This is a genomic window from Streptomyces sp. NBC_01460 (assembly GCF_036227405.1).
GTDB lineage: Bacteria > Actinomycetota > Actinomycetes > Streptomycetales > Streptomycetaceae > Streptomyces.
Window position 1 is genome coordinate 677,152 of record NZ_CP109473.1, and the last position, 21,528, is coordinate 698,679.

Below are 21,528 nucleotides of genomic sequence, written 5' to 3' on the forward strand. Positions count from 1 at the left end.
GTCTCCTCAGAGGATGGAGCGGCCGACGCCGCCGCAGACGTCGATGCTGGTGCCGGTGATGTAGGAGGCGCGGGGCGAGAGCAGGGCGACGACCGCGTACGCGACCTCCTCGGCCCGGCCGAGGCGGCCGAGCGCGATGCCCCGGTCCCCGGCCAGTCCCGCCTGCCAGTCCTCGTACGAGAGGCCGGAGTCCGCGGCCGCGTGACGGCGGGTCCACTGGCCGGTGTCGACGAGGCCGAGGCAGACGGAGTTGACCCGGATCCCGTCGCCGGCGAGTTCGACGGAGAGGGACTTGGAGAGGTTGAGGATGCCGGCGCGGGCGGCGCTCGTGGTGATCAGGCGGGTCTCCGGCTGTTTGGCGAGGACCGCGTTGATGTTGACGACGCTCGCCGCTCCGGAGGCGGCGAGGTGGGGGCGCGCGGCCTGGAGGGGGTTGAGCACCCCGGCGAACTTCAGCTCCAGTTCGTCGCGCCAGTCCTCGGCGGTGGAGTCGTCGAGTCCCTTCATCCGGGACTGTCCGGCGTTGTTGACCAGTCCGTCGACGCCGCCGAACTCCTCGGCGGTGCGGCGGACGAAACCGCGGACGGCGCCGGCGTCCCGTACGTCGCACACGCCGGTCAGCAGGCGGTCGCCCGGTGCGCCGAGACCGGCGACCGCCTCGGCGAGCCGGCCGGCGTCACGGCCGCAGGTGGCGACGCGGGCGCCCTCGTCGAGCAGGGCGCGGACCGTGGCCAGGCCGACGCCCGAGCTGCCGCCGGTGACCACGATCGTGCGGTCGGCGAGGCCCAGATCCATAACTCGTGTCTCCTGCGTGTCAGTTCATGGTGAAGCCGCCGTTGACGGCGATCACCTGTCCGGTCAGATAGCGGGACTCCTCGCCGAGCAGGAAGGAGACGATCCCCGTGAGGTCGTCGGGCTGCTGCGGCCGGGTGATGGCCCGGTTCATGCGGTAGAGGTCGTGCCGCTCGGCGGGCACGGTCTCGGTGGCCTCGCACTCGGTGAGGCCGGGGGCCACCGCGTTGACGGTGATCCCCTTCCCGCCGAGTTCGCGTGCCATCGCGCGGGTCAGCGCGATGACGGCGCCCTTGGAGGCGATGTAGTGCGCGAGACGCGGCGAGCCGTACAGCGCGGCGTCCGAGGCAAGGTTGACGATCCGGCCGGGCCCGGTGAGGAGCGGGTACAGGGCCTTCGACACGAGCCAGGGGCTGCGGGCGTTGACCGCCATCAGCCGGTCCCACACCTCGATGTCGATGTCCTGGAACTCGCGTCCGCCGACACCGTTGGCGAGCGCCGCGTTGTTGACGAGGCCGTACAGCGGGCCCAGATCGCGCACGGCGTCGGCGAGCGCCTCCACGGAGGCGGGGTCGGCGACGTCGCAGCGTACGAAGTGGGCGTCGAGGCCCTCCGCACGCAGCTCGGAGGCGGCGTGCTCGCCACGCTCGCGTTCCAGTTCCGCGAGGACGACCCGGAAGCCGTCGGTGCCCGCCCGACGGGCCATGGCCAGTCCGAGGCCACGGCCCGCTCCGGTGACGACGACGGTGCGCCGGCCTGCCGGGGGCAGGTCAGCCACGGGTCACGCCGTGCATCGGCGAGTACTCGGGGTAGGTCGGCACCTGCGGCTTCTGCGTGCCGATGACGACGCAGAACAGGGCGTCGGTGTCGCCCTCGTTCTTGAGGGACCGGGTGACACCCGCCGGGACGACGATCATGTCGCGGTAGCCCAGGGTGCGGTACTCGGCCTCCTCGGCACCCCGGTGGATGCCGACCTTGACCTCGCCCTCCAGGACGAAGAAGGCCTCCTCGACGTCGTGGTGGGTGTGGGCCGGGCCCTCGGCGCCGGGCGGCAGCAGCATGTTGGAGAAGGTGAAGCCGCCCGACGGGAGGATGCGGCTGTCGCTCTCGTGGTTGCCGGTCGCGCCGGAGCCGACGTAGCGGATCTGGCCGCGGCGGAACTGCGCGCCGGCCTTCTCCTGGAAGGAGAGGGTGTCGAAGTCGGCGACCCGGGAGGCCTTGGTGGCGATGAGGGAGTCGGTGTACGCGGAGAGGTCGTCGCCGTTGTCGTACGCGTCGGTGGTGAGAGGCATGGTGGAGGCTCCTATTCAGGGATGGATGCGGTGATGCGGAGGTGGGAGAGCACCCAGGCGTCGAAGTGGCCCGGCTGCTCCTGGTTGGCCAGGTGACCGGCGTCCTTGACGATCACGTAGGCGGTCCTGTGGATGGCCCCGGCGATGGCCTGGCTCGCCTCGGTGCCGGTGACCCGGTCCTGTTCGCCGCAGAGCACGAGGGTGGGGGCGGCGATCGAGGGGAGCTCGGCCCGCAGGTCGGCGGAGGCCATGGACTCGGCGGCGTAGGCGTAGCCCGGCAGCCGTACGGAGTCGGCCATGGTGTCCACGACGCGGCGCACCAGGTCGTCGGGCGCGCCGGGCGAGACGAGCCGGGGGCCGCGGGCCTCGGCGAACGCCCGGGGGCCCAGTTCGGCGAGGTCGGCCGTCCTGGCGCGCATGCCGGCCGCCTTGGCCTCGTCGGTGCCCGAGCCTGGGCTGGAGTCGGCGACGATCAGCGAGGCGACGAGCTCCGGGTGACGGGTGGCGAGCCGCAGCGCGATCACACCGCCCCAGGACACGCCGAGGACGTGGGCGCTGTCGGCGCGCTCACGGATGAGCGCGGCGGCCGTGTCGGCGTAGTCGTCGAGGCTGACCGGACCGGCTGGGTCGGGGGACCTGGCGTAGCCGGGGGCGTCCCAGGCCACGACCCGTGCGTAGGCGGAGAGTTCGGCGAGCTGCGGGGCGAAGGCCGCCGAGGAGGAGCCGATGCCGTGCAGGCAGAGCAGCAGCGGGCCGTGGTCGCCCGCCTCCTCGACGTGGACACCGGCGGCGGCGAGGGCGGCGCTCACAGGATCTGCCCGGTCCGGCCGGCGAGCGCGGCGAGGCTGCGCAGCACGGCGTACGGCACCACCTGGCTGGTGGCCGGGTTGCCCGGGTCGGGCAGGTGCGCGACCTCGAAGCGGTACGTGCCGTGTCCGCCGGACGCCTCGATCACGTGGCGGGTGTGGTGCGCCGCCGGGTCGGCGACGACCTGGACCCGCACAGCGTCCAGGTCGCCGACGGCCAGCGCGACCGAGGCGGCCACGTTCGTCGACTTGGGGAACTTGACCGGCACCTCGCGGGCGGTCCCGGACATGACCTCGACGGGACCGGTCGCCGTCCGCATCCGGTCCAGCAACTCCTGCCCCATCCACGGCTGTTCGAGGGTGGACGGCAGCTTGGTGGTGGTCAGCCGCACCTCGTCGAGCGGGCCGAGGGAGCGCACGGCCTGGAGCAGGTCGAGGCCGCCGACGGCGCCGCCGGTGAAGTACACGCGGCCGGGTCCCGCGGCCAGCAGCCGCTTCGTGAGCTCGTCGTCGGTCAGGGCGCCGGTGGAAGCGATCAGCAGATCGGTGCCGGAGGCCAGGACCCGCTCGCCCCACTCGCGCACGACGCCCTGTCCCGCGGCCTCGACGATCAGGTCGCAGGACTCCATGGCCTCCTCGAAGGTCGCCTGCCGCACGGGGGCGGCCTCGCCGAGCGGGCGGTTGTCGACGACGCAGACCAGCTCGGCGCCGGTCACCCGGCCTTCGGCGAGCGCGGCGCCGACCACCCGGCCGATGGCACCCCAGCCGACGACGGCGACCTTGCGTACGGTGCTCATGCGGTGGCCTCCTGGGCGTCTACGGGTGCGAGCGGGTCCGGGCCCTCGGCCTCTACGGGTGAGAGCGGGCCGGGGCCCTGGGTGTCGGCGGAAGCGAGCGGGCCGGGGTCCGGGGAGCCGGCCATGCTGCAGCGGATGTCCTTCGAGGGCGGGCCGGCCGTCCCCCACAGGTCGGAGAGCTCGGGGACCCGCCGCCACACCCGGGCGATCCAGGCGTCCTCGACGATCTGGGCGACCTCGGAGGTGTACTCGCAGACCAGCCCGGACGGGTCGGTGAAGTAGGAGAAGGTGTTGTTCCCGGGACCGTGGCGGCCGGGTCCCCACTGGGGGGTGATCCCGTGGTGGCGCAGCCGCCCCAGGCCCCGCATGAAGTGGTCGACCGAGGTCATCTCGTACGCCACGTGGTTCAGCGAGGTCCACTCCGCCTGGTTGAAGGCGATGCAGTGGTGGTCGCTGTTGCAGCGCAGGAACGCCATCTGGTGCTCGGACCAGTCGGAGACGCGCAGCCCGAGGACGTCGCGGTAGAAGGCGACCGCGGCGTCGATGTCGGTGGTGTTGAGCACGGCGTGGGTCACCCCGACGGGCACGGCACCGTCCCGGCCGCGTGGCGTGACCGCCTCGACCTGGGCGCTGATCTCGATGAGACGGCCCTCGGGATCGGTGAACCGCAGTCCGTAGCCGCCGCCGGCCTGGTCCAGGGGGCCGGGTCCGGTGACGGGCACGATCGAGCGCGCCTCGAGGCGCCGGGCCGCGAGGTCGACCTCGGCGGGTGTGGCGACGGCGAAGGCGATCCGGCCGAGGCCGACGCGGTCGCGCTCGGTGAGGTGGAGGACGTGGTGCTCGTCGCTCGTACCGCGGAGCCAGCGGGCGCCGGTGTCGGACTCGACGGTCTCGAGGCCCCAGACGTCCTCGTAGAAGTCGGCGGCCTCGGTGAAGGCCGGGGTCTGCAGCTCGACGTAGCGGAGCGAGCGGAGCCGGGCGATCGGACCGGGCGGTGGTTGGTGCATGGGGTCCCTCCAGGACGGGCGGGGATGCCGGGTCAGTTGGCCCAGGGAAGCGGGTGGTCCGAGATGCCCCAGTACAGGGACTTCTGGCGCTGGTAGGCGCGGATCGCGTCGCGGCCCTTCTCCGTGCCGAGGCCGCTGTCCTTCCACCCGCTGAAGGGGGTGGAGGCACTGAACTGCTTGTAGGTGTTGATCCAGACGGTTCCGGCCTCGATCCGGCGGGCCAGCGCACCGGCGGCGCGGAGGTCGCGGGTCCAGATGCCGCAGGCCAGGCCGTAGACGGAGTCGTTGGCCTGGCGGACCAGGTCGTCCTCGTCGTCGTAGGGCAGGGCGACCAGGACGGGGCCGAAGATCTCCTCCTGGCAGGTGCGCGAGGTGTTCGCCAGGCCGTCGAGGACGGTGGGCAGGTAGTAGGCCCCGTCCTCGTACAGCTCCCCCTCGGGGGCCGAGCCGCCGCACAGCACGCGGGCGCCCTCGGAGCGGGCGAGGTCGACGTAGGCGGCGACGGAGTCGCGGTGGCGGTGGTGGACCAGGGGGCCGACCTGGGTGGTGGGGTCGGTGCCGGGGCCGACCCGCAGCCCGGCCGCCCGCTCGACGAGTGCGCCGACGAAGGAGTCGTAGATCTCCCGCGCCACGAAGAGTCTCGAACCGGCGATGCAGGACTGGCCGCTGGACGAGAAGATCCCGAACAGCACGCCGGCCAGGGCCTGTTCGATGTCGGCGTCGGCCCGCACGATCGTCGCCGACTTGCCGCCCAGTTCCAGCGAGGCGGGGATCAGCTTCCGCGCGGCGGTCTCCGCGATGGACCGCCCGGTCTCCGTGCCTCCGGTGAATCCGATACGCCCGACGAGCGGGTGGCGTACGAGGGCGTCACCGACCACCCGGCCGCTGCCTGGCAGCACGGAGAACAGTGCGGCCGGCAGCCCGAACTCGCCGAGCGCCCGGAAGATCAGCTTCCCGAGCGCGAGGGAGACCAGCGGGGTCCAGGCGGCGGGCTTGAGGATCACCGCGTTACCCGCGGCGAGGGCTGGGGCGATCTTCTGCGCGTCGCTGGCGACCGGGGAGTTCCAGGGGTTGATCGCGCCGACGACCCCGATCGGCTCGTGCGTGCTCACGGTGGCGTACGGGCCCCGGGACGGGGTCACGGACTCCTCGGTGGTCTCCAGGACGGCCGCCATGTAGCGGAAGGTGCCCGCCGCGCTGAGCGCGAGGGCCCTGGTCTCGGTGAGCGTCTTGCCGGTGTCCGCGGTCTGCAGGGCGGAGAGCTCGTCGGCGGCCTGCTCGGTGAGCTCGCCGATCCGATGCAGCAGCCGGGCCCGTGCGTGGGCGGGAAGGTCGCGCCAGGCAGGGTCTGCCACGGCTTCGGCGGCGGCCAGGGCCGCTTCCGCGACCTCGTCCGCGGATGCGGAGTGGACGGTGGCGAGCACGCGGCCGGTGGCCGGGTCGACGGTGTCGACGGGCTCGCCCGCACCGCGCCGCCACTGGCCCGCGATCAGGATGTCGGTGGGGAACTGCGGCACGGGTGGACCTCCGGACGAGGCGGAAAAGGGGTGAACTCCGGGCGGGGGCAGGCTTGTCGGATTGCCGCCACCTGACTGCCGAAGCACTAGAAATCTAAGTGCTTAAGTTTCTCGACACAAGCCCCCGAGGCGAAATCGTTGCCCGCACGGCCTTGAGCACCGCATCCACGGCCTCGATGATGGGGACCGGGTCCCCGGGAACACAGTTCCTAAGCTCTTAACCATTGACCGCTTAGATATAGCCCCCCTACTGTCGCCGGAACTCATCTGCCCGCGGAAGGACACCCTCCATGACGACTGTGGCCGGCAAACCCGCTCTCGGCTCCATTGCCGCGAGACTCGAACGACTGCCGCACTCGCGCTGGCACGTCAAGGTCCGGTTCCTGATCGGCGCCGTCACCTTCTTCGAGGCCTTCGATCAGCTGCTGGCCGCGTCCGCGCTGCCCGTCCTGATGAAGGAATGGCACCTGAGCACCGGGCAGGCCACCTTCGCCGTCACCTCCGCCTCGATCGGCATGCTGCTCGGCGCACTGGCCGCCGGATGGCTCGGGGACCGCATCGGCCGGGTCCGCACCGTCGCCCTGGGCGTCGCCGTCACCGGCTTCGCCAGCCTCGCCGTGGCGTTCTCCGGCAGCATCGAGACGTTCTCCGTCTTCCGCTTCTTCCAGGGACTCGGTATCGGCGGGGTCGTGCCGGTCGCGGCCACGTACATCAACGAGATCGCCCGCTCCGACAAGCGGGGCCGGTTCGTCCTGCTGTACGAGATGATCTTCCCCGCCGGACTCGCGGCCGCCACGCTGCTCGCCGTCTGGGTGGTCCCCGCCTTCGGGTGGCGCGCGATGTTCCTCGTCGGCGCCCTGCCGGTGGTGATCGCCGCGATGCTGCCCCGCCACGTCGAGGAGTCCCCCCGGTGGCTGCTGTCTCGCGGCCGCACGGCGGAGGCCGAGGCGGCCATCACCCGGATCGAGGCGGAGGTCGCGCGGGCGACCGCGGAGGAACTTCCCGCGCCTGTCCCGTCCTCGGACGCGCCCGACGAGCCCAGGGGCACGCTGAAGGACCTCTTCCGCGGCCGCTATCTACGGCGTACGGCGGTGCTGTCGGGGCTGTGGTTCGTGGCGTACTACGTGAACCACGGCATCTCCACCTGGCTGCCGTCGCTCTACACGAAGGAGTTCGGCCTGGATCTCACGACGGCGCTGGTCTTCACCCTGCTCAGCAACGTCACCGGGCTGCTCGGCACCTTCCTCATGGCCATGCTGATCGACCGCATCGGCCGCAGGCCCGCGCTCATCGGCGCGTTCGTCGGGACCACGCTCTCGCTCGCCGTCCTGGCGCTCGCCGGCGCGACCTCGGGCGGCCAGGTCGCCCTCTTCGCCTCCGGCACCACGTTCTTCCTCTACGCGATCAACGCGGGCCTCTACCTGTACTCCCCCGAGCTGTACCCCACCGCCAACCGGGCCAGGGGCGCGGCGTTCGGCGGCCTGTGGAACAGGCTCGGCGTGATCCTCGGCCCGGTGGCCGTCGGCGCGGTCATCGGAGCGGGCGGTGGCCTGGCCCTGGTCTTCGCGCAACTCGCCGTGGTCGCCACGGTGGGTGCGGTGATCGCCTGGTTCGCCGTCGAGACCAAGGGCCGGACGCTGGAGGAGCTCAACGCCTGACCGTGCCGGTCCGGGGCCGGGCGGACCTCCTACGGGACCGAGCCCGGCTCCGCCGCCACGGCGCCCGACCGAGGCGCCGGTTCCGCCGCGGCTGAGGCTCCCATCGCCTCAGCGGTAAGATTCTCAGTGCCGTGAGAAGCCGGAGGGACGCCGGCTCGCACCGTACGGAGGGGATGAGGATGGCAGCGTCAAGGCCCGCGGACCACGATGCCGTGGCGAAGGTCGTCGAGGACTGGGCGCGGGAGCGCCCGGAGCTGGACACCAGCCCGCTCGAGGTCCTCGCCCGGCTGCACCGCTCCTTCCTGCGCTACAGCACCGGGCTCACCGAGTCCATCGAGCGGCACGGCCTGTCCGTGGCGGGCTTCGACGTCCTGACCGCGCTGCGCAGGTCGGGCGAGCCCTACCGGCTCACGGCCGGGCAGCTCGCCGACTCCGGGCTGGTGTCGTCGGCGGGGGTGACCCTGCGGATCGACCGCCTGGAGAAGGACGGGCTCATCGTCCGCGAGCGCGACACCCAGGACCGCAGGGTCGTCTACTCCCGCCTCACGGAGAAGGGGCTCGCCACCGTGGACACGGCGTTCACCGAACACCTCGACAACGAGAACCGGATGCTCGCGGGACTGTCCCCCTCCGAGCGCCGGCAGCTCGCCCGGCTGCTGCGCAAGCTGGAGATCTCGATCCTCGACGCCGACGAGGAGCGTCCCGGCTCCGCGCGATAGCGCGCTCCCGCCGAGGGTCTCCCGTCAGTGACTGGTGCAGCAAGGTCCGGGCCGAAGTCCCCCTGGCCGAGACGTCCTTGGAGACATACGGGCTTTCCACGACGGCGGACGAAGCCCATGATGGCGGTATGGCTGCCGGCGAGGTCCTGCTCTGGGATGCGGATGACAAGAGCACGCGAACGGTGCCGCGGCTCCGGCGCGTCGGCCTGATGTCCGGCTGTCTCGGCTTCGGCCTGCTGCTGTGGACGGACTCGCACGCCACATGGGTGCTCTACACAGGCGCTCTCCACCTCCTCGCGGAGACCGTGTACTGGGTGTGGGACCGGCGGCGTCTGGTCGAGGCCCGTCTGGTCCCGGGCGAAGCCGACGACCCTGCCGGACTCCACCTCCGCCGGGTCGGCGGACGGATCACCGCACACGACCCGCACCACGTGACGCGCGTCCTCCTCATCCACGACAACGTGCGGGACCTTGCAAGCCTGCACCTGAGCCTGCGCGACAAGCGCCTCCTCTTCGGACGCCCGGGCCGCGCTCCGGCCCTCACCCCGTGGCGCCGTACATGCCCGAAAGCCGAAGTCGGCGACAGGGCCGCCCGATGGGGTATGCCAGGGATCCCCGACGAGTAGTGCTTCGTCGTCCGGGGTGGCCACGCGTGGTGTCAACGTTCCGACGAAGCCCCGGAGTACAGCACCTCCCGGGTCCACAGGTGGCGCGGCTGCGTGTGCAGCCGCCAGTAGTGCTCTGCGATGGTGTCGGGGTCGAAATCGGTGCCGGGTGACACCGGTCCGTCCACGGTGACGGCGGCCACATGCACTCCGGCCGCTCCGTATTGCTGATCGAGCAGCGTGACCAGTGTCCGGAGACCCGACTTGCCCAGGGAGAGGCTCACGTACTGCGGCTTGGGTTCGGGCATGCCGCCCGTGCCGAGAAACGTGCCGCTCCCGCGGGCCGCCATGGCCGGCACGAGGCGCGCTGCCGCATTGAGGGCTCCGATGACGTTGACCGCCCATGCGTCCAGGTGTTCGCTCACCGACAACTCGCCCAGTTCGTCCGCTCGTACGAGAGCGGCGTTGTACACGGCGACCTGCGGAACGCCGTGTCGGTCTACAGCCTGGTCGAGAGCCGCGTCCAGCTCGGCCCGGTCCGCGCTGTCGGCCTGCGACGTGACGACGGAAACACCGTGGGAGGCCACCGAGTGGGCCACGTCGTCCAGGTTCTTCCTGTGCCGGGAGATCAGCGTGATCGGCAGGCCCTCCCGCGCGAACCGATGGGCGACCGCCTGCCCCATCCCGGGCCCCGCGCCGACGATTACCGCACCTGACATGGTTTCGCTCCTCCGCTTCGCCACCAGAGATACTGAGGACGGTAAGGCCTCCCATCCATGTGAAGGTCAAGGAGAAGCGGATGCGCATCGGCGACCTGGCGCGCGAAACCGGAGTGAGCAGGAGGCTGTTGCGCTACTACGAGGAGCAGGGACTGCTCCAGCCGGTCCGGTCGGACAACGGCTACCGCGACTACGCCGAGACGGATGTCGCCAGGGTGAACCACGTCCGAGCGCTGCTCGCCGCCGGGCTCTCCACCACGGTCATCGCCAGGGTCGTGCACTGTGTCCACGGCAAGGACGAGGTCAGGATGCCGGCCGACTGCCCGACCTTCGTCGGCGTGATACGGGACGAACGTGCCCGCGTCACCGAGGCGATCGCCCTCCTCGAGAGTTCCAGGACGATCCTGGACACCTTCCTCGACACGGCGTCCTGAGACGGGGGAGCCGCACGGGAGGCTTCCTCCACCTCTGTGGAGCCAGGGGCTTCCCGCACGCGTTCAGGGACACGGGTCACGGCGTCGTCCAGGGCCGCGTCCGCAGGCCGGGACCTCATCCGCGCGTCGGTGGAGCGGACCGGCTAGTCGTTCGCGTGGGAGCACCGGGTGCCCTCGGCCTGCCGCAGGACCCGCATCCGGCGCATGAGGTCACGCGTCACACGCCGGTCGAGCGTGGTGCGCCAGACGACTCCGGGATACCGGGCCCGGAGGTGGGAGAGCGCCCTGGTCCCCAGTCCACTGCGATGGAACCGCTGCTCGATGCTCACCTCGGTGATGACCGCCTCCGAGCAGGAGGCGCAGAGGCGGAATTCGACATGGCCGACCACCTTGCGCGCCAGCACCAGGAGCAGGCACCGGTCGCCGGTGCTCCGCCCCGAGGACTGCACCAACTCGACCTGGCTGTAAGCGAGTACGCGCCGGTGCCAGGCTCCCCTGCGGTGGCCCGGCCACCGATGGCGGCCCCCACCGCCGCGGTGCGCCGGGGCCTTCGCGACGCCTGGCGCCGGAAGGGTCGGGCTGAGGAACGGGTACGTCACGGGCCGTGCGTGGCTTCCGATCATGTCTGGCGCCTGCCCGCCCTGCGGCGGCCGATGCGTGGGGCCCGCCGTCGGGCGCCTCGTCCCCCGTGCGGGGCCCGCGCTCGGACCGGCGCGCATACCGGTGGTCCGGCCGGGCACACGGCAGGTCACATCGACCTTGGGAGTTCTTCATGGTGATCGTCGGTATCGTCGCAGTCTGTGTCGTTCTGGCCGTCCTCGCGTTCTTCGTTCCCCGCCTGTCCCGCCACCCCGAACGTGGCACCCAGCGCACCCTGGGGGCCGGATCACGCGTCGGCGGCAAGGCTCCGGGCGTCCTGGGCCGGATCTTCAGCAAGCCCTTCCGCAGCAGCTCCAAGGCCGTGGGCAGCAGCGGCTCCGCCGGTCGGCGGGCGCGCAGCCGTTTCCCGTTCTGATCGTGGCCGGGGCCGGATGCGCACCGGTCACCGATGCGCCTCCGCCGCCCGCGGGGCCGGGAAGAGCCGGGCCAGCTCATGCGCGAGTTCGGTGAGCTGTGCGCGCCCGGGATGGCCGGCGAAGGCGGCGATCTGGAGGAGCGAGCCGCCCCCGCGGACGGTCAGCAGCTCCGTGTCCAGCAGCCCTGGGACGACGCGGCGGATCGCGTCGGTGGCCGCCGGTTCGGCGAGCAGCTCCGCCAGGGGCGTGCGGAGGTTGAGCGCGCCCTCAGGGAACTCGTCGGAGCGGGCTGCGGGCTCGCGGGCGGCTTCGGCACGCTCGCGCTGGGCCGCCACCAGCAGGTGGGCCTCGCTCACCTCGCCGGGGTCACGGGGCAGGCCGAGCCGCTCGTACTGGTCGTCCGGTGCCTCACTCGCGCGCAGCCGCTCCACCAGCAGCCGGATCATGCGCAGTTCGGTGGCGTCGTCGACGAGCGGCTTCTCCTGCCGCGGGTCGGTGTCCAGGTCGAAGAGCAGGCTGCCGAACCGCTGGGGCCCCAGCAGCGGGGAGGGGTGGGCGGCGATCCTGAGGGTCCGTACGCCTTTGGTGAAGGTGAACGGTTCGGCGAGGGTCAGGCCGGACAGTTCCTCGGGGGTGAAGCGGCCTCGGATGCGGGTCGGCATCAATGTGTGTTCGTACAGCGGCTGGTTGGTGTCGTCGTGGCAGGCACGCATGTAGACGTGGCGCCCGTCGGTGATGTTGACGTGGCCGCCGAACATCCCGAAGAGAGCCGCGTCGTGGGCCTGTCGGCTGTCCGGCGCTTCGCGCAGCGGCCGGCCCTGCATGTGCGGGGTCCGCTCCGCGCCGAAGAAGTCGAGGAGGGTCGGCGCCAGGTCGATCGTCTGCACGAGTGCGCCGTCGCGGGTGCCGTCACGCTCCGGGCTGCGCGGGTCGTGGACGAAGAGCGGTGTGTGGACCAGCTCGTTGTACCAGGGGGTGACGACCTTCGCCCACCAGCCCTTCTCCCCCAGCAGATAGCCGTGGTCGGTGCAGACGATGAGCATCGTGTCGTCCCACAGGCCGTGGGCGTCCATCGCGTCCAGGACCCGGCCGAGCGAGTGGTCGCACATCGAGAGGAGTGCGGCGTACTCGTGACGGGCGTGCTGCTCCTGGTCGTCCGTCTCGGTCACCCGGTTGTAGTCGGGCCAGTCGAAGTGCGGGCCCTCGTAGGCGTGCGGGTAGAGCTCCTTGTAGTGGTCCTGGGTGAAGAAGGGTTCGTGGGGGTCGAAGGTCTCGATCTGGACGAACCAGTCGTCCTCGGCGTGGTTGGTCCGCAGGAATTCCAGCCCGGCGTCGAAGGTGAGGGTCTGCGGCTGCTTCGCCTCGGTGTCCAGGTACTGGCGGTTGACCCAGTCCTGGCGCCAGAGGTCGTTGCGGGTGGTCCGCAGGTCCTCCGGGATCTCCGGATCGGCGACCTGGCCCTTCCAGGCGTCACCCTCCTGGCCCCGGAAGAACTCCCAGGAGTTGTAGCGCCCGTGGTAGGTGGCGCCGCCGTCCTCCCAGTAGTGCTGGTGGTCGCTGACGAGGTGGGTGTACACGCCGTGCCGTTTCAGGATCTCGGGCATCGAGTCGTCGAACGGCTCCAGCGGCCCCCAGCCCCGGTGCAGGAAGTTGTGGCGTCCGGTGTGCAGTTCGCGGCGGGCCGGCATGCAGGGCATGGAGCCGGCGTAGCAGGTGTCGTAGGTGACCGTGCGCTCGGCGAGACGCCGGAAGTGGGGGGCGTGGATCCAGTCGGCGCCGTAGGGCGGCAGCAGGTGCCGGTTGAGGCTGTCGAACATCACCATGACGGCCTTCACGGGGCGGTACGTCCTTTCGCGGCGGGGGTGTCGGCGAGGTCGCGGGCACAGCGGAAGCCGCCGTGGCCGGTCGAGGAGTCGGGTGTGTTGTGGGAGCGGGCGGCGACGCGGTAGCGGTTGCAGTACGAGGCGTGGCACAGGTAGGAGCCACCGCGGATGACGCGTTCACCGCGCCCGAAGGCGTCGGAGCACCACTCCCACACGTTGCCGGAGGTGTTGAACAGGCCGAAGCCGTTGGGTTCGTACGCCGTGACGGGCACGGTCCCCGTACGGCCGCCCGGCCGCTCCGAGCGGTACGGGAAACGGCCGCGCCAGGTGTTGCACATCTCCCGGCCGCCGGGGGTGAGGTCGTCACCCCACGGGTAGCGGGCCCCGTTCCGGCCACCGCGCGCCGCGTACTCCCATTCGGCTTCGGTGGGCAGCCTGAGCCCGGCCCACGCGCAGTAGGCGAGGGCGTCGTCGTGGGAGATGTGGACGACCGGATGGTCGGCCCTTCCTTCGAGGTCGGAGCCGGGGCCCTCGGGGGCGTCCCAGGCCGCGCCGGTGACCCCGAGCCACCAGGGGGCGCCGGCCACCCGGCCGAGGACGCCTCGTTCGGCGGACGGGTGGACGAGCAGGTGGAAGACGAAGGAGCTGCCGTAGCGCTCGGCGTCGGTGCGGTGGCCGGTGGCCGCGGCGAATTCGGCCCATGCGGCATTGCTGACGGCGGTGGTGTCGATGGCGAAGGGTGCCACGGCCACCTCGCGCACCGGGCCCTCCCGGTCGGCGTGGTAGCCCTCGCCGAAGGCATCGCCCATCCGGAAGACACCGCCCGGCAGTTCGGCCATCGCGCGCCGGGTGACGGCCGGCGCCGCTCCGGCCCGGCGTACGGACGGCAGCGGCAGCAGGTCCGTGGCGGCGCTACCCGTACAGGGACGTCCCGGGGTGCAGCAGGCGCTCATGCGAGGGCCTCCGCCCTGACGGTGCGCGGAGCCCGCGGCACGGGTTCCGGGACGGCGGCCAGCAGGGCGCGGGTGTACGGGTCGGCCGGGTTCTCGCAGATGTCGTCGGCGCTGCCGCTCTCCACGACGCGCCCGCCGTGCATCACCGCGATGCGGTGGCTGACCTGCCGGACCACGGCGAGATCGTGCGCGATGAAGACGAGGGCGAGTCCGAGGTCGCGCTGGAGGTCGGTGAGGAGGCCGACGATCTGCGCCTGCACGGAGACGTCGAGCGCGGAGACGGGTTCGTCGCAGATGAGGACGGACGGCGCGGGGGCGAGTGCCCGGGCGATGCCGATGCGCTGGCGCTGGCCGCCCGAGAAGGAGCGCGGGTGCCGGTCGGCGACGGCCGGATCGAGGCCCGCCAGCCGGAGCAGTTCGGCCACCCGTTCCTCCCTCTCCTCGCGGTCACCGAGGCCGAAGGCGAGCAGGGGTTCACCGACGATCTGACGGACCGTCATCCTGGGGTTGAGCGAGGCGTACGGGTCCTGAAAAACCATCTGGACCTGGCGGCGCACGGAGTGCAGTGCACGGCGCGAGGGCCGGGTGACGTCCTCGCCGCGCAGCAGCACCCTGCCGCCGTCCGCCGGATGGGCGTGGGCCAGCACCCGGGCCAGGGTCGACTTCCCGGAGCCCGACTCTCCGACGATGCCGAGGGTCTCCCCCGCGGACAGGGTCAGGGACACGCCGTCGAGCGCGGTGAAACCCTTCCGTCCGCGTATCCCGCGCCCCTTGTACGTCTTGCGCAGGTCCTGGGCCTCCAGAACGACGTCTCCGGTCGAGGGGCGGTCGATCCGGGCGGGAGGGGCCGGGGCCGGCAGCGGGTCGGTACGCCCTGCGGCGGGCAGGCAGGCCGCCCGGACCCCGGACGTGAGCGCGGCGAGCGGGGGCGTACCCGTACGGCAGCGGTCCTCGACGAGCGTGCAGCGGTCCGCGAAGGCGCAGCCGTCCCCGAGGAGGGTGAGGTCGGGCGGACTGCCGGGGATACCGGTGAGGCGGGTGCCGGAGGGGGAGGAAAGGCGCGGCACGGCGGCGAGGAGTCCGGCGGTGTACGGGTGACGGGGGCGGGTGAGCACCTCGGCGGTGGGGCCGTCCTCGACGACTGTCCCCCCGTACATGACGAGGACGCGTTCGCAGGAGCGGGCGACGACACCCATGTTGTGGGTGATCAGGACCAGGGCGGTGCCCGTCTCCCGGTTGAGGTCGGCGAGCAGGGTGAGGATCTGGTCCTGGACGGTGGCGTCCAGCGCGGTGGTCGGTTCGTCGGCGAGGAGGATGTCGGGCTCCCCCGCCAGGGCCATGGCGATGAGGATCCGCTGGCGCTGGCCGCCGGAGAACTGGTGCGGATGGTCGTCCACACGCCGGTGGGGGTCGGGGATGCCGACCCTGTCCAGGAGCTCGACGGCGCGGGCCCGGCGCGCGGTCCGGTCGTGGTTCCCGTGGGCGCGGAGCGCCTCGTCGAGGTGGCGGCCGGCCGTCATCACGGGGTTGAGGGCCGTCATGGGGTCCTGGAAGATCATGCCGATGCGGGCGCCGCGCACCGCGCGCAGTTCGGCGTCGGTGGCGTCCGCCAGGTCCTGACCGTCCAGCAGGACCTGCCCGGTGGTGATGCGGCCGGTGCCGGGCAGCATCCGGGTGAGGGCGAGGGCGGTGGTGGACTTGCCGGATCCGGACTCGCCGACCACCGCGAGGGTCCCACCGCGGCGCAGGCTGAAGGAGACACCCCGTACGGCTCTGAGGGCCGGCCCGTCGGGGGTCGTGAACTCCACACCGAGGTCACGGACTTCGAGCAGCTCGTGGGCGGTCATCGGCGTATCTCCCGGTTGAGCGCCTCGGCGACGAGCGAGAGGCCGAGGACGAGCGCGGTCACGGTGATCAGGGGACCCGCCGCGAAGTGGGGGGCCTCGGAGAGGTAGGGCAGGGACTGGCTCAGCACGGCTCCGAGCGTGGGCTGGGGCGGCCGTACGCCCACTCCGAGGAAGCTCATCGCGCCCTCGATGAACACGGCGACGGTCAGCGAGACCGCGATCTGCACGATCAGCGGGTCCGCGGCGTTGGGCAGGATGTGCCGGAACAGCACCCGCCGTCCGGAACTCCCGCCGACCCGGGCGGCGGTCACGTACTCCCGCTCCCGCTGGACGAGGACCGAGCCGCGCAGCAGACGCCCGAACACCGGGATCTCGGCGAGGGCGATGACGAGGACGACGGGGGTGCGGCCGGGTCCGAGGATCGCGGTGACGGCGAGCGCCAGGATCAGGCCGGGGAACGCGAGCACGAGGTCGAAGACCCGCTGGGCGATCGTGTCCGCCACCGGGTGCGCGGCGGCGGTGAGCGCGGCGAGGCAGCCGAGTACGGCCCCCAGCGGCACGGCGAGTGCGATGATCCCGAGGTCGGCGCGGATGCCGTACAGGACCCGGCTGAGCAGGTCCCGGCCCAGGTCGTCGGTGCCGAGCGGGTGCCCGGGGGTCCCGAGGGCGGCCAGGCTCTGCGTGCTCTGGTCGGTGGGTCCGTGCCCGGCGAGCAGCGGCGCCAGCAGGCCGGCGAGCACCACCGCTCCGACGAGGACGAGGCCGGTGCGGGCGCGGGCGGTGGACAGCGCGGTGCGGTAGGGGTGGCGCGGGCGGCTGCGGCGACCGGGCCTGCGGGTGGCCGCGGGCGGGGGCGGTCCGGCGAGGACGGTGTCGGTCGGTGCGGTCATGGGTCACTCCCACCTGATCCGGGGGTCGAGCCAGGCGTACACGAGGTCGGTGACGAGCTGGACGAGGACGAAGACGGCGACCAGGAGCAGCAGGAGGTCCTGGACGACGGGGTAGTCCCGGCTGACGAGGCCCTGCTCGGCGAGCCTGCCGAGGCCCGGCCAGGCGAAGATCGCCTCGACGAGCACGGCTCCGCCGAGCAGGTGCCCGGTCTGCATGCCGAGCAGGGTGACGACGGGCGGGAGCGCGTTGGGGACGGCGTGCCGCCACAGCAGCCGGCGGGGTGCGACACCGGCCGCCGTCGCGGTGCGGATGTACTCCTCGGCCAGCGCGTTCTCGATCCCGTCCTTGAGGTAGCGGCCGAGGACGGCGGCGCTGGGGAGGGCGAGGCAGAGCGCCGGCATCAGGAGGTACTGCACGGCGAGGTCGGGGGCCGTGAGGAAGGCGACCCGTCCGCCCGGTGGCAGCACACCGAGGACCACGGCGAACAGCAGCACGAACAGGACGCCGCTGATGAAGGGCGGCACGGCGAGCGAGGCGGTCGTCGTCACCCGGACCGCGGACCGGATCCAGCGGCTCCGGGAGGTCGCGCCCAGCACGCCGAAGGCCGCCCCGAGCAGGATCACGAAGAGCAGTGCGGCCAGGGTGAGTTCGAGGGTGGCACCGAGCCCGTCCCGGATCAGGTCGGCGGTCTGTCCGCCGATCGCGTACGAGGGCCCGAGGTCACCGGTGACCAGTGAGCCGATCCAGTGGACGTACTGGGTGAGGAGCGGGGCGTCGAGGCCGAGCCGGTCCCGGATCGCGGCGACGGTCGCCGCGTCCGCGTCGGGTCCCGCGAGCGTGGTGGCGGGGTCGCCGGGGACGAGCCGCAGGATGGTGAAGATCAGGAAGGAGGCGACGAGCAGGACGAGGACGGCGGAGGGAAGCCTCCGGAGCAGGTAGCCGCGCATGTCACACCAGGTAGGCGTCGTCGAGGTTCAGGTACGAGAACTTGTTGAGCGTGACACCGTGCAGCCCGGCGGCGGAGACCTGCACCTGGCCGCGGACGACGAGGTCGATGATGAACGCCTCGTCGAGCAGGATGCGGGAGATCCGCTCGTGGAGGGCGTTGGCCGCCGCGGCCGTGGACTCGGGCTCCGTCCAGGCCTCGCGCACCACGTCGGTGTACTCGTCCGACCGGTAACGGGAGGTGTTCTTCGCCTCGTTGAACGGATAGGCACTCACCGCGAGGGTGGAGGGCTGCACCTGCGCGAATCCGTGCCCCAGCGTCCACAGGGCCGGCATGCCCTGGGAGATCAGCTTCTTCTGCGCCGTGGCCGGGTCGGTGGGCTGGAGGGTGACGTGGACGCCCACCTGCTCCAGGTCGTACTGGAGGGATTCGGCGATCGCGGTCTCGCCCGGCAGCGCGAGGTGCAGCAGGGGGAACGCGAGTTTCGTGTGTCCGGCGGACCGCAGCAGTTCTCTGGCCTTGCCCGGGTCGTGGGAGTAGTGGGTGCGATGGGCCTCGGTGAAGGCGGGCGAGGACGTGGGCCACGGGGCGGCGGAGGCGAGGCCGTGGCCGCCGAGGGTCTGTGCGAGCAGCCGTTCGCGGTCGACGGCCCAGGCGAGCGCGTGCCGGACGGTCTTGTCGTCGAGCGGGGTGACCGTCGTGTTGACGCCGAGGTAGACGGCTCCGGCGCCCGTGTCGTAGTCGGTGACGGAGAGCCGCTCGTCGCTCTTGATCGCGCCGAGGTTCTTGCCCGGCACGTTGAAGGAGAGCTGGGACTGACCGGAGCGCAGGGAGGAGATCAGCGCGTCGGCCTGGGGGATCACGCGCAGTTCGACCCCGTCGAGGTAGGGGCGGCCGGGCTGCCAGTAGTTCTCGTTCCGCCGCAGGCTCAGGCCCGAGCCAGGGCTCCACTTCTTGAGGACGAACGGGCCGGTGCCGATGAGCTTCCTGCCGGTGACGGCGTCCTCGGCCGACTCGGGATCGGTGATGATCATGAACTCGAAGAGGTCGAACAGGTTGTTCACCGGGTGCGCCAGCTTGAGCACCAGCTCATGGTCGCCGCGCTTCTCGAAACCGGTGACGGCTGCGGCGGTACTGCGCAACTGGGCAGCCCGTACCGGCTTCTGGAGGTTCTTCACCGCGAAGACGACGTCGTCGGCGGTGAACTTCCGGCCGTTGTGGAACGTGACGTCGTCGCGCAGCCGCAGCGTGAGGGCGCGTCCGTCGTCGGCGTACGTCCAGGAGATGGCCAGCTCCGGCTTCGGGCGCAGCTGGTCGTCGTAGCGGGTCAGGGTGTTGAAGATGAGCCGGTGCTGGGAGGACTGCTGGCTCTGCGAGTAGAGCAGGCCCGGAGTGAAGTCGGCGTTGACCGCGACGGTGAGGGTACCGCCGCGCTTCGGTTCGGCGCCGGCGCCGCTGGGGTCGGACGAGGCCTCCGAGACCGCCGAGCGGCAGCCCGCCAGGCCCAGTCCGAGAAGGAGGGTGCCGCCACCCGCGGCGCGCAGGGTGGAACGCCGGGACGGTCCGGTGGGCATGGAGGGATACAGCTCGGTCATCGAAGCCTGCCTGTGACGGTGAGGGGGTGGAGCGGGACGCGTTCGCGCATTCATTCCGCTGCGGCACGAATTAAGGGTGTGCGGCCCGAGAACCGGACCGGAGACCGGCCCGGACATCGGACCGGGGGCACACGGGAGCGCCGATCAGGCCGTGCGGAAGCGGCCGGACCCGGGACGACGGCGTCGGCCGGGGGCGGTACTCCGCCCGTGCGGCGTCAACGGCACCTGATGCGGGCCGGAGAGGAGTGGACGGGGATCAGTCGCGGACGGCACAGACCGCGCTGGCCTGTCGACAGAGGTCGACGTGCCTGCGGGAGATGAGGCGCATGTCCGGGTTCACGGGAGCAATATGACAGTGGCTCCGCCGGACGGTCAACCCGTCCTGTCCGCATCCTGGTACGCACGCCTCCTGCGACCCCTCCCTCCACGGGCTAGCGCTCGATGGTCGCCAAAGGCCGTCTGAACAGCGGGTTCAGCAGGATCGTGCCGGCGGCCACGGGCAGGGCCGCGGTCCCGGCATGCGGACTGACGATGCGCTCGGGATCCCCGCAGACATGGGAGAGGTCGATCGCGGCGCCGCGTATCTCTTCCAGGTACTCCGGGTTGAGCAGGCTGGAGTGTTCGGTGACCACGACGAGGTCCGGATTGAGGACGTCGAGCAGCAGGGCGGCCGCCCGCCCGACCGCGCGGGCACGCTCGCGCAGCAGCCGGTCCGCGCGCCGGTCCCCGGCGGCCGCCGCGTCCACCACCAGGAACGCGTCCGGTTCGGGCACGATGCCGCGGCGCACCGCGGTCAGCGCGATCGCCGTGTTCGAGGCCGTCGCCTCCAGGCATCCGGTCCTCCCGCAGAGGCAGGGGGTCGTGGAGTCCGGTACGGGCAGATGGGCCACGTCGCCCGCGCCGGACCCGGGCCCCTGGTGAACCACCCCGGCGATTCCGAGGGCCGCGTCGACGACGTTGCCGACGAAGAGGTGGACCAGGCTGCGGCGAGCGGCGGGCCGGCCGAAGAGGATCTCCGACTGGGCGATCGCGCGGGCGTGGTTGTCGATCCGTACGTCGATTCCGCCCAGGCCACGGGCGATCTCGGCGGCGAGCGGGCGGTGGTGCCAGCCCAGCGCGTCGTGCCGCACCGCCGTCCCCAGGCCGGGATCGACCCAGCCACCGAGGGCGGCACCCACCCCCAGCAGCGGCCTGCCACGGACCGTGTCGTCGAGGAATCCCCGCATGCCGTCGATGATGCGGCGCGGCATGTCCCCGGCGGCCAGACCGTCGTGGGGCAGATGGCGCCGGGCGAGCAGCCGGCCCCGCAGGTCCATGAGTCCGAAGGTCGAGGCGGGCACCCCGATGTGGATGCCACCGGCCACCGGACCCGCGCTTCCGCCCTGCTCCCCGGCCGTGTCGGTGTGCAGGTCGGTGGGGATCTGCGGTCTGCCGACACCACTGCTCTCCACCAGCTCGGGCAGTTCCCTCACCAGGCCGAGGCGGACGAGGTCGGTGCACTGACGGGAGACGGCGGCCGGACTGAGCCCGCAGAGATCCGCGATGGTCCGGCGGGCGACGGGCCCGTGGTCGAGCACCGTGCGCAACACCGTGGCGGCGTTGGCCTCGCGGCGGCCGTCGCCGGTCGCCCGGGAGATCTGTGGGGCGGCTGTCATGGTGGCCTTCCTTACGGTCCTGCGACGCCCGGCGGTCGCAACATTACGGCGGCGTGAAATCGGTCCCGGCCTCGCGCCCGGTTCTCGTACGGGGTGCGCACCACCTCGGCGAGCGAGTGAGTAACCCCAGGTCGGAGGCGGTTTGACGGAGTGTCATCCGAGGGGGTGCGGACGTCGTGCGAGCGCCGATTCAACCACCGCCCGGCCCTCTCGGGGACACGGGCACGTGCTTGACGTCCGCCGTGGGGCGCTGGAAGTCTCCGGGGCATGTTCGCGACGGCCGTTCCCGATGCGCGGCCCGCCCACGCCGGCCGCCCCACCACAGCGGTGGCGTGTCCGGGCCCCTGTTCCGCCGGCTGATCCGACCGCCCGACGGCCCGTACGACTCCGGCGTCCTCACCTCGCACCACGGTTCAACCGCACCCCGGCGCTCCGCACCTCCCACACCCCCGACTC

At 72.1% G+C, this 21,528-nt stretch carries 22 protein-coding genes; 5 read left to right on the forward strand and 17 right to left on the reverse strand.

What is annotated here, in order from left to right; translation table 11 throughout:
- Positions 1-6: 6 nt before the first annotated feature.
- From OG488_RS03095 to OG488_RS03125, 7 genes are read right to left on the reverse strand one after another with little or no spacing between them, the layout of a single operon-like run.
- Positions 7-795, reverse strand: coding sequence for an SDR family oxidoreductase (locus tag OG488_RS03095; RefSeq protein WP_329225664.1), 789 nt, complete (start codon positions 793-795; stop codon positions 7-9).
- A 19-nt stretch (positions 796-814) separates the two neighbouring features.
- Positions 815-1,570, reverse strand: coding sequence for an SDR family oxidoreductase (locus OG488_RS03100; protein ID WP_329225665.1), 756 nt, complete (start codon positions 1,568-1,570; stop codon positions 815-817).
- Positions 1,563-2,084 carry a cupin domain-containing protein gene (locus OG488_RS03105; RefSeq protein ID WP_329225666.1) on the reverse strand — a complete coding sequence of 174 codons (522 nt, stop codon included), beginning with the start codon at positions 2,082-2,084 and terminating at the stop codon, positions 1,563-1,565. Before OG488_RS03105 ends, OG488_RS03100 begins: the two co-directional genes overlap by 8 nt.
- Positions 2,085-2,095: 11 nt before the next feature.
- A complete protein-coding gene (locus tag OG488_RS03110; RefSeq protein WP_329225667.1) occupies positions 2,096-2,893 on the reverse strand; it encodes an alpha/beta fold hydrolase in 798 nt (265 codons plus the stop codon).
- On the reverse strand, positions 2,890-3,687 hold the full coding sequence (locus tag OG488_RS03115; protein WP_329225668.1) for an aspartate dehydrogenase domain-containing protein: 798 nt from the start codon (positions 3,685-3,687) through the stop codon (positions 2,890-2,892). Before OG488_RS03115 ends, OG488_RS03110 begins: the two co-directional genes overlap by 4 nt.
- Positions 3,684-4,694, reverse strand: coding sequence for a VOC family protein (locus OG488_RS03120; protein WP_329225669.1), 1,011 nt, complete (start codon positions 4,692-4,694; stop codon positions 3,684-3,686). Before OG488_RS03120 ends, OG488_RS03115 begins: the two co-directional genes overlap by 4 nt.
- 32 nt (positions 4,695-4,726) lie before the next feature.
- A complete protein-coding gene (locus OG488_RS03125; RefSeq protein WP_329225670.1) occupies positions 4,727-6,211 on the reverse strand; it encodes an aldehyde dehydrogenase in 1,485 nt (494 codons plus the stop codon).
- A 290-nt stretch (positions 6,212-6,501) separates the two neighbouring features.
- On the opposite strand from OG488_RS03125, the gene OG488_RS03130 reads away from it, so the two are divergent.
- From OG488_RS03130 to OG488_RS03140, 3 genes are all read left to right on the forward strand, one after another.
- Entirely contained in the window at positions 6,502-7,869 is a 1,368-nt protein-coding gene (locus tag OG488_RS03130; RefSeq protein WP_329225671.1) for an MFS transporter, read from the forward strand.
- A 173-nt stretch (positions 7,870-8,042) separates the two neighbouring features.
- Positions 8,043-8,588 (forward strand): MarR family winged helix-turn-helix transcriptional regulator, encoded by a 546-nt coding sequence (locus OG488_RS03135; protein ID WP_403914290.1) that lies wholly within the window; start codon positions 8,043-8,045, stop codon positions 8,586-8,588.
- A 128-nt stretch (positions 8,589-8,716) separates the two neighbouring features.
- Positions 8,717-9,214 carry a hypothetical protein gene (locus tag OG488_RS03140; RefSeq protein WP_329225674.1) on the forward strand — a complete coding sequence of 166 codons (498 nt, stop codon included), beginning with the start codon at positions 8,717-8,719 and terminating at the stop codon, positions 9,212-9,214.
- Between the two features lie 32 nt (positions 9,215-9,246).
- On the opposite strand, the gene OG488_RS03145 is transcribed toward OG488_RS03140, so the two are convergent.
- Positions 9,247-9,912, reverse strand: a complete 666-nt coding sequence (locus OG488_RS03145) for an SDR family NAD(P)-dependent oxidoreductase (RefSeq protein WP_329225675.1) — start codon at positions 9,910-9,912, stop codon at positions 9,247-9,249.
- A gap of 80 nt (positions 9,913-9,992) precedes the next feature.
- On the opposite strand from OG488_RS03145, the gene OG488_RS03150 reads away from it, so the two are divergent.
- On the forward strand, positions 9,993-10,346 hold the full coding sequence (locus OG488_RS03150) for a MerR family transcriptional regulator (RefSeq protein ID WP_329225676.1): 354 nt from the start codon (positions 9,993-9,995) through the stop codon (positions 10,344-10,346).
- Positions 10,347-10,489: 143 nt separating this feature from the next.
- Here the strand turns inward: OG488_RS03150 and OG488_RS03155 are convergent, their stop codons facing one another.
- The gene (locus OG488_RS03155; RefSeq protein ID WP_329225677.1) at positions 10,490-10,969 is read right to left on the reverse strand and encodes a hypothetical protein; all 480 of its coding nucleotides are present in this window, start codon (positions 10,967-10,969) and stop codon (positions 10,490-10,492) included.
- 149 nt (positions 10,970-11,118) lie between these two features.
- On the opposite strand from OG488_RS03155, the gene OG488_RS03160 reads away from it, so the two are divergent.
- Positions 11,119-11,361 (forward strand): DUF6411 family protein, encoded by a 243-nt coding sequence (locus tag OG488_RS03160; RefSeq protein ID WP_329225678.1) that lies wholly within the window; start codon positions 11,119-11,121, stop codon positions 11,359-11,361.
- A gap of 27 nt (positions 11,362-11,388) precedes the next feature.
- Here OG488_RS03160 and OG488_RS03165 read toward each other — a convergent pair whose 3' ends face one another.
- The 8 genes from OG488_RS03165 to OG488_RS03195 form a co-directional block, all read right to left on the reverse strand.
- The gene (locus OG488_RS03165) at positions 11,389-13,197 is read right to left on the reverse strand and encodes a sulfatase (protein WP_329225679.1); all 1,809 of its coding nucleotides are present in this window, start codon (positions 13,195-13,197) and stop codon (positions 11,389-11,391) included.
- Positions 13,194-14,138, reverse strand: a complete 945-nt coding sequence (locus OG488_RS03170) for a formylglycine-generating enzyme family protein (RefSeq protein WP_406460750.1) — start codon at positions 14,136-14,138, stop codon at positions 13,194-13,196. Before OG488_RS03170 ends, OG488_RS03165 begins: the two co-directional genes overlap by 4 nt.
- Positions 14,135-15,985: an ABC transporter ATP-binding protein gene (locus OG488_RS03175; protein ID WP_329225680.1), complete on the reverse strand. Its 1,851-nt coding sequence runs from the start codon at positions 15,983-15,985 to the stop codon at positions 14,135-14,137. The genes OG488_RS03170 and OG488_RS03175 overlap by 4 nt, the downstream gene beginning before the upstream one ends.
- A complete protein-coding gene (locus tag OG488_RS03180; RefSeq protein ID WP_329225681.1) occupies positions 15,982-16,875 on the reverse strand; it encodes an ABC transporter permease in 894 nt (297 codons plus the stop codon). Before OG488_RS03180 ends, OG488_RS03175 begins: the two co-directional genes overlap by 4 nt.
- Before the next feature lie 3 nt (positions 16,876-16,878).
- On the reverse strand, positions 16,879-17,823 hold the full coding sequence (locus tag OG488_RS03185) for an ABC transporter permease (RefSeq protein WP_329225682.1): 945 nt from the start codon (positions 17,821-17,823) through the stop codon (positions 16,879-16,881).
- Between the two features lies 1 nt (position 17,824).
- On the reverse strand, positions 17,825-19,417 hold the full coding sequence (locus OG488_RS03190; RefSeq protein WP_329225684.1) for an ABC transporter substrate-binding protein: 1,593 nt from the start codon (positions 19,415-19,417) through the stop codon (positions 17,825-17,827).
- Between the two features lie 256 nt (positions 19,418-19,673).
- Positions 19,674-19,745: a putative leader peptide gene (locus tag OG488_RS39205; RefSeq protein WP_356316515.1), complete on the reverse strand. Its 72-nt coding sequence runs from the start codon at positions 19,743-19,745 to the stop codon at positions 19,674-19,676.
- Between the two features lie 103 nt (positions 19,746-19,848).
- Positions 19,849-21,072, reverse strand: coding sequence for an ROK family transcriptional regulator (locus OG488_RS03195; protein WP_329225685.1), 1,224 nt, complete (start codon positions 21,070-21,072; stop codon positions 19,849-19,851).
- Positions 21,073-21,528: the final 456 nt, after the last annotated feature.

What these genes read in the sequence shown, in the direction of transcription:
- OG488_RS03095 (WP_329225664.1), bottom strand. Translation starts at nt 795, where the DNA reads ATGGATCTGGGCCTCGCCGACCGCACGATCGTGGTCACCGGCGGCAGC.
- OG488_RS03105 (WP_329225666.1), bottom strand. Translation starts at nt 2,084, where the DNA reads ATGCCTCTCACCACCGACGCGTACGACAACGGCGACGACCTCTCCGCG.
- OG488_RS03115 (WP_329225668.1), bottom strand. Translation starts at nt 3,687, where the DNA reads ATGAGCACCGTACGCAAGGTCGCCGTCGTCGGCTGGGGTGCCATCGGC.
- OG488_RS03120 (WP_329225669.1), bottom strand. Translation starts at nt 4,694, where the DNA reads ATGCACCAACCACCGCCCGGTCCGATCGCCCGGCTCCGCTCGCTCCGC.
- OG488_RS03130 (WP_329225671.1), top strand. Translation starts at nt 6,502, where the DNA reads ATGACGACTGTGGCCGGCAAACCCGCTCTCGGCTCCATTGCCGCGAGA.
- OG488_RS03135 (WP_403914290.1), top strand. Translation starts at nt 8,043, where the DNA reads ATGAGGATGGCAGCGTCAAGGCCCGCGGACCACGATGCCGTGGCGAAG.
- OG488_RS03140 (WP_329225674.1), top strand. Translation starts at nt 8,717, where the DNA reads ATGGCTGCCGGCGAGGTCCTGCTCTGGGATGCGGATGACAAGAGCACG.
- OG488_RS03145 (WP_329225675.1), bottom strand. Translation starts at nt 9,912, where the DNA reads ATGTCAGGTGCGGTAATCGTCGGCGCGGGGCCCGGGATGGGGCAGGCG.
- OG488_RS03150 (WP_329225676.1), top strand. Translation starts at nt 9,993, where the DNA reads ATGCGCATCGGCGACCTGGCGCGCGAAACCGGAGTGAGCAGGAGGCTG.
- OG488_RS03155 (WP_329225677.1), bottom strand. Translation starts at nt 10,969, where the DNA reads ATGATCGGAAGCCACGCACGGCCCGTGACGTACCCGTTCCTCAGCCCG.
- OG488_RS03160 (WP_329225678.1), top strand. Translation starts at nt 11,119, where the DNA reads ATGGTGATCGTCGGTATCGTCGCAGTCTGTGTCGTTCTGGCCGTCCTC.
- OG488_RS03170 (WP_406460750.1), bottom strand. Translation starts at nt 14,138, where the DNA reads ATGAGCGCCTGCTGCACCCCGGGACGTCCCTGTACGGGTAGCGCCGCC.
- OG488_RS03175 (WP_329225680.1), bottom strand. Translation starts at nt 15,985, where the DNA reads ATGACCGCCCACGAGCTGCTCGAAGTCCGTGACCTCGGTGTGGAGTTC.
- OG488_RS03180 (WP_329225681.1), bottom strand. Translation starts at nt 16,875, where the DNA reads ATGACCGCACCGACCGACACCGTCCTCGCCGGACCGCCCCCGCCCGCG.
- OG488_RS03185 (WP_329225682.1), bottom strand. Translation starts at nt 17,823, where the DNA reads ATGCGCGGCTACCTGCTCCGGAGGCTTCCCTCCGCCGTCCTCGTCCTG.
- OG488_RS03190 (WP_329225684.1), bottom strand. Translation starts at nt 19,417, where the DNA reads ATGACCGAGCTGTATCCCTCCATGCCCACCGGACCGTCCCGGCGTTCC.
- OG488_RS03195 (WP_329225685.1), bottom strand. Translation starts at nt 21,072, where the DNA reads ATGACAGCCGCCCCACAGATCTCCCGGGCGACCGGCGACGGCCGCCGC.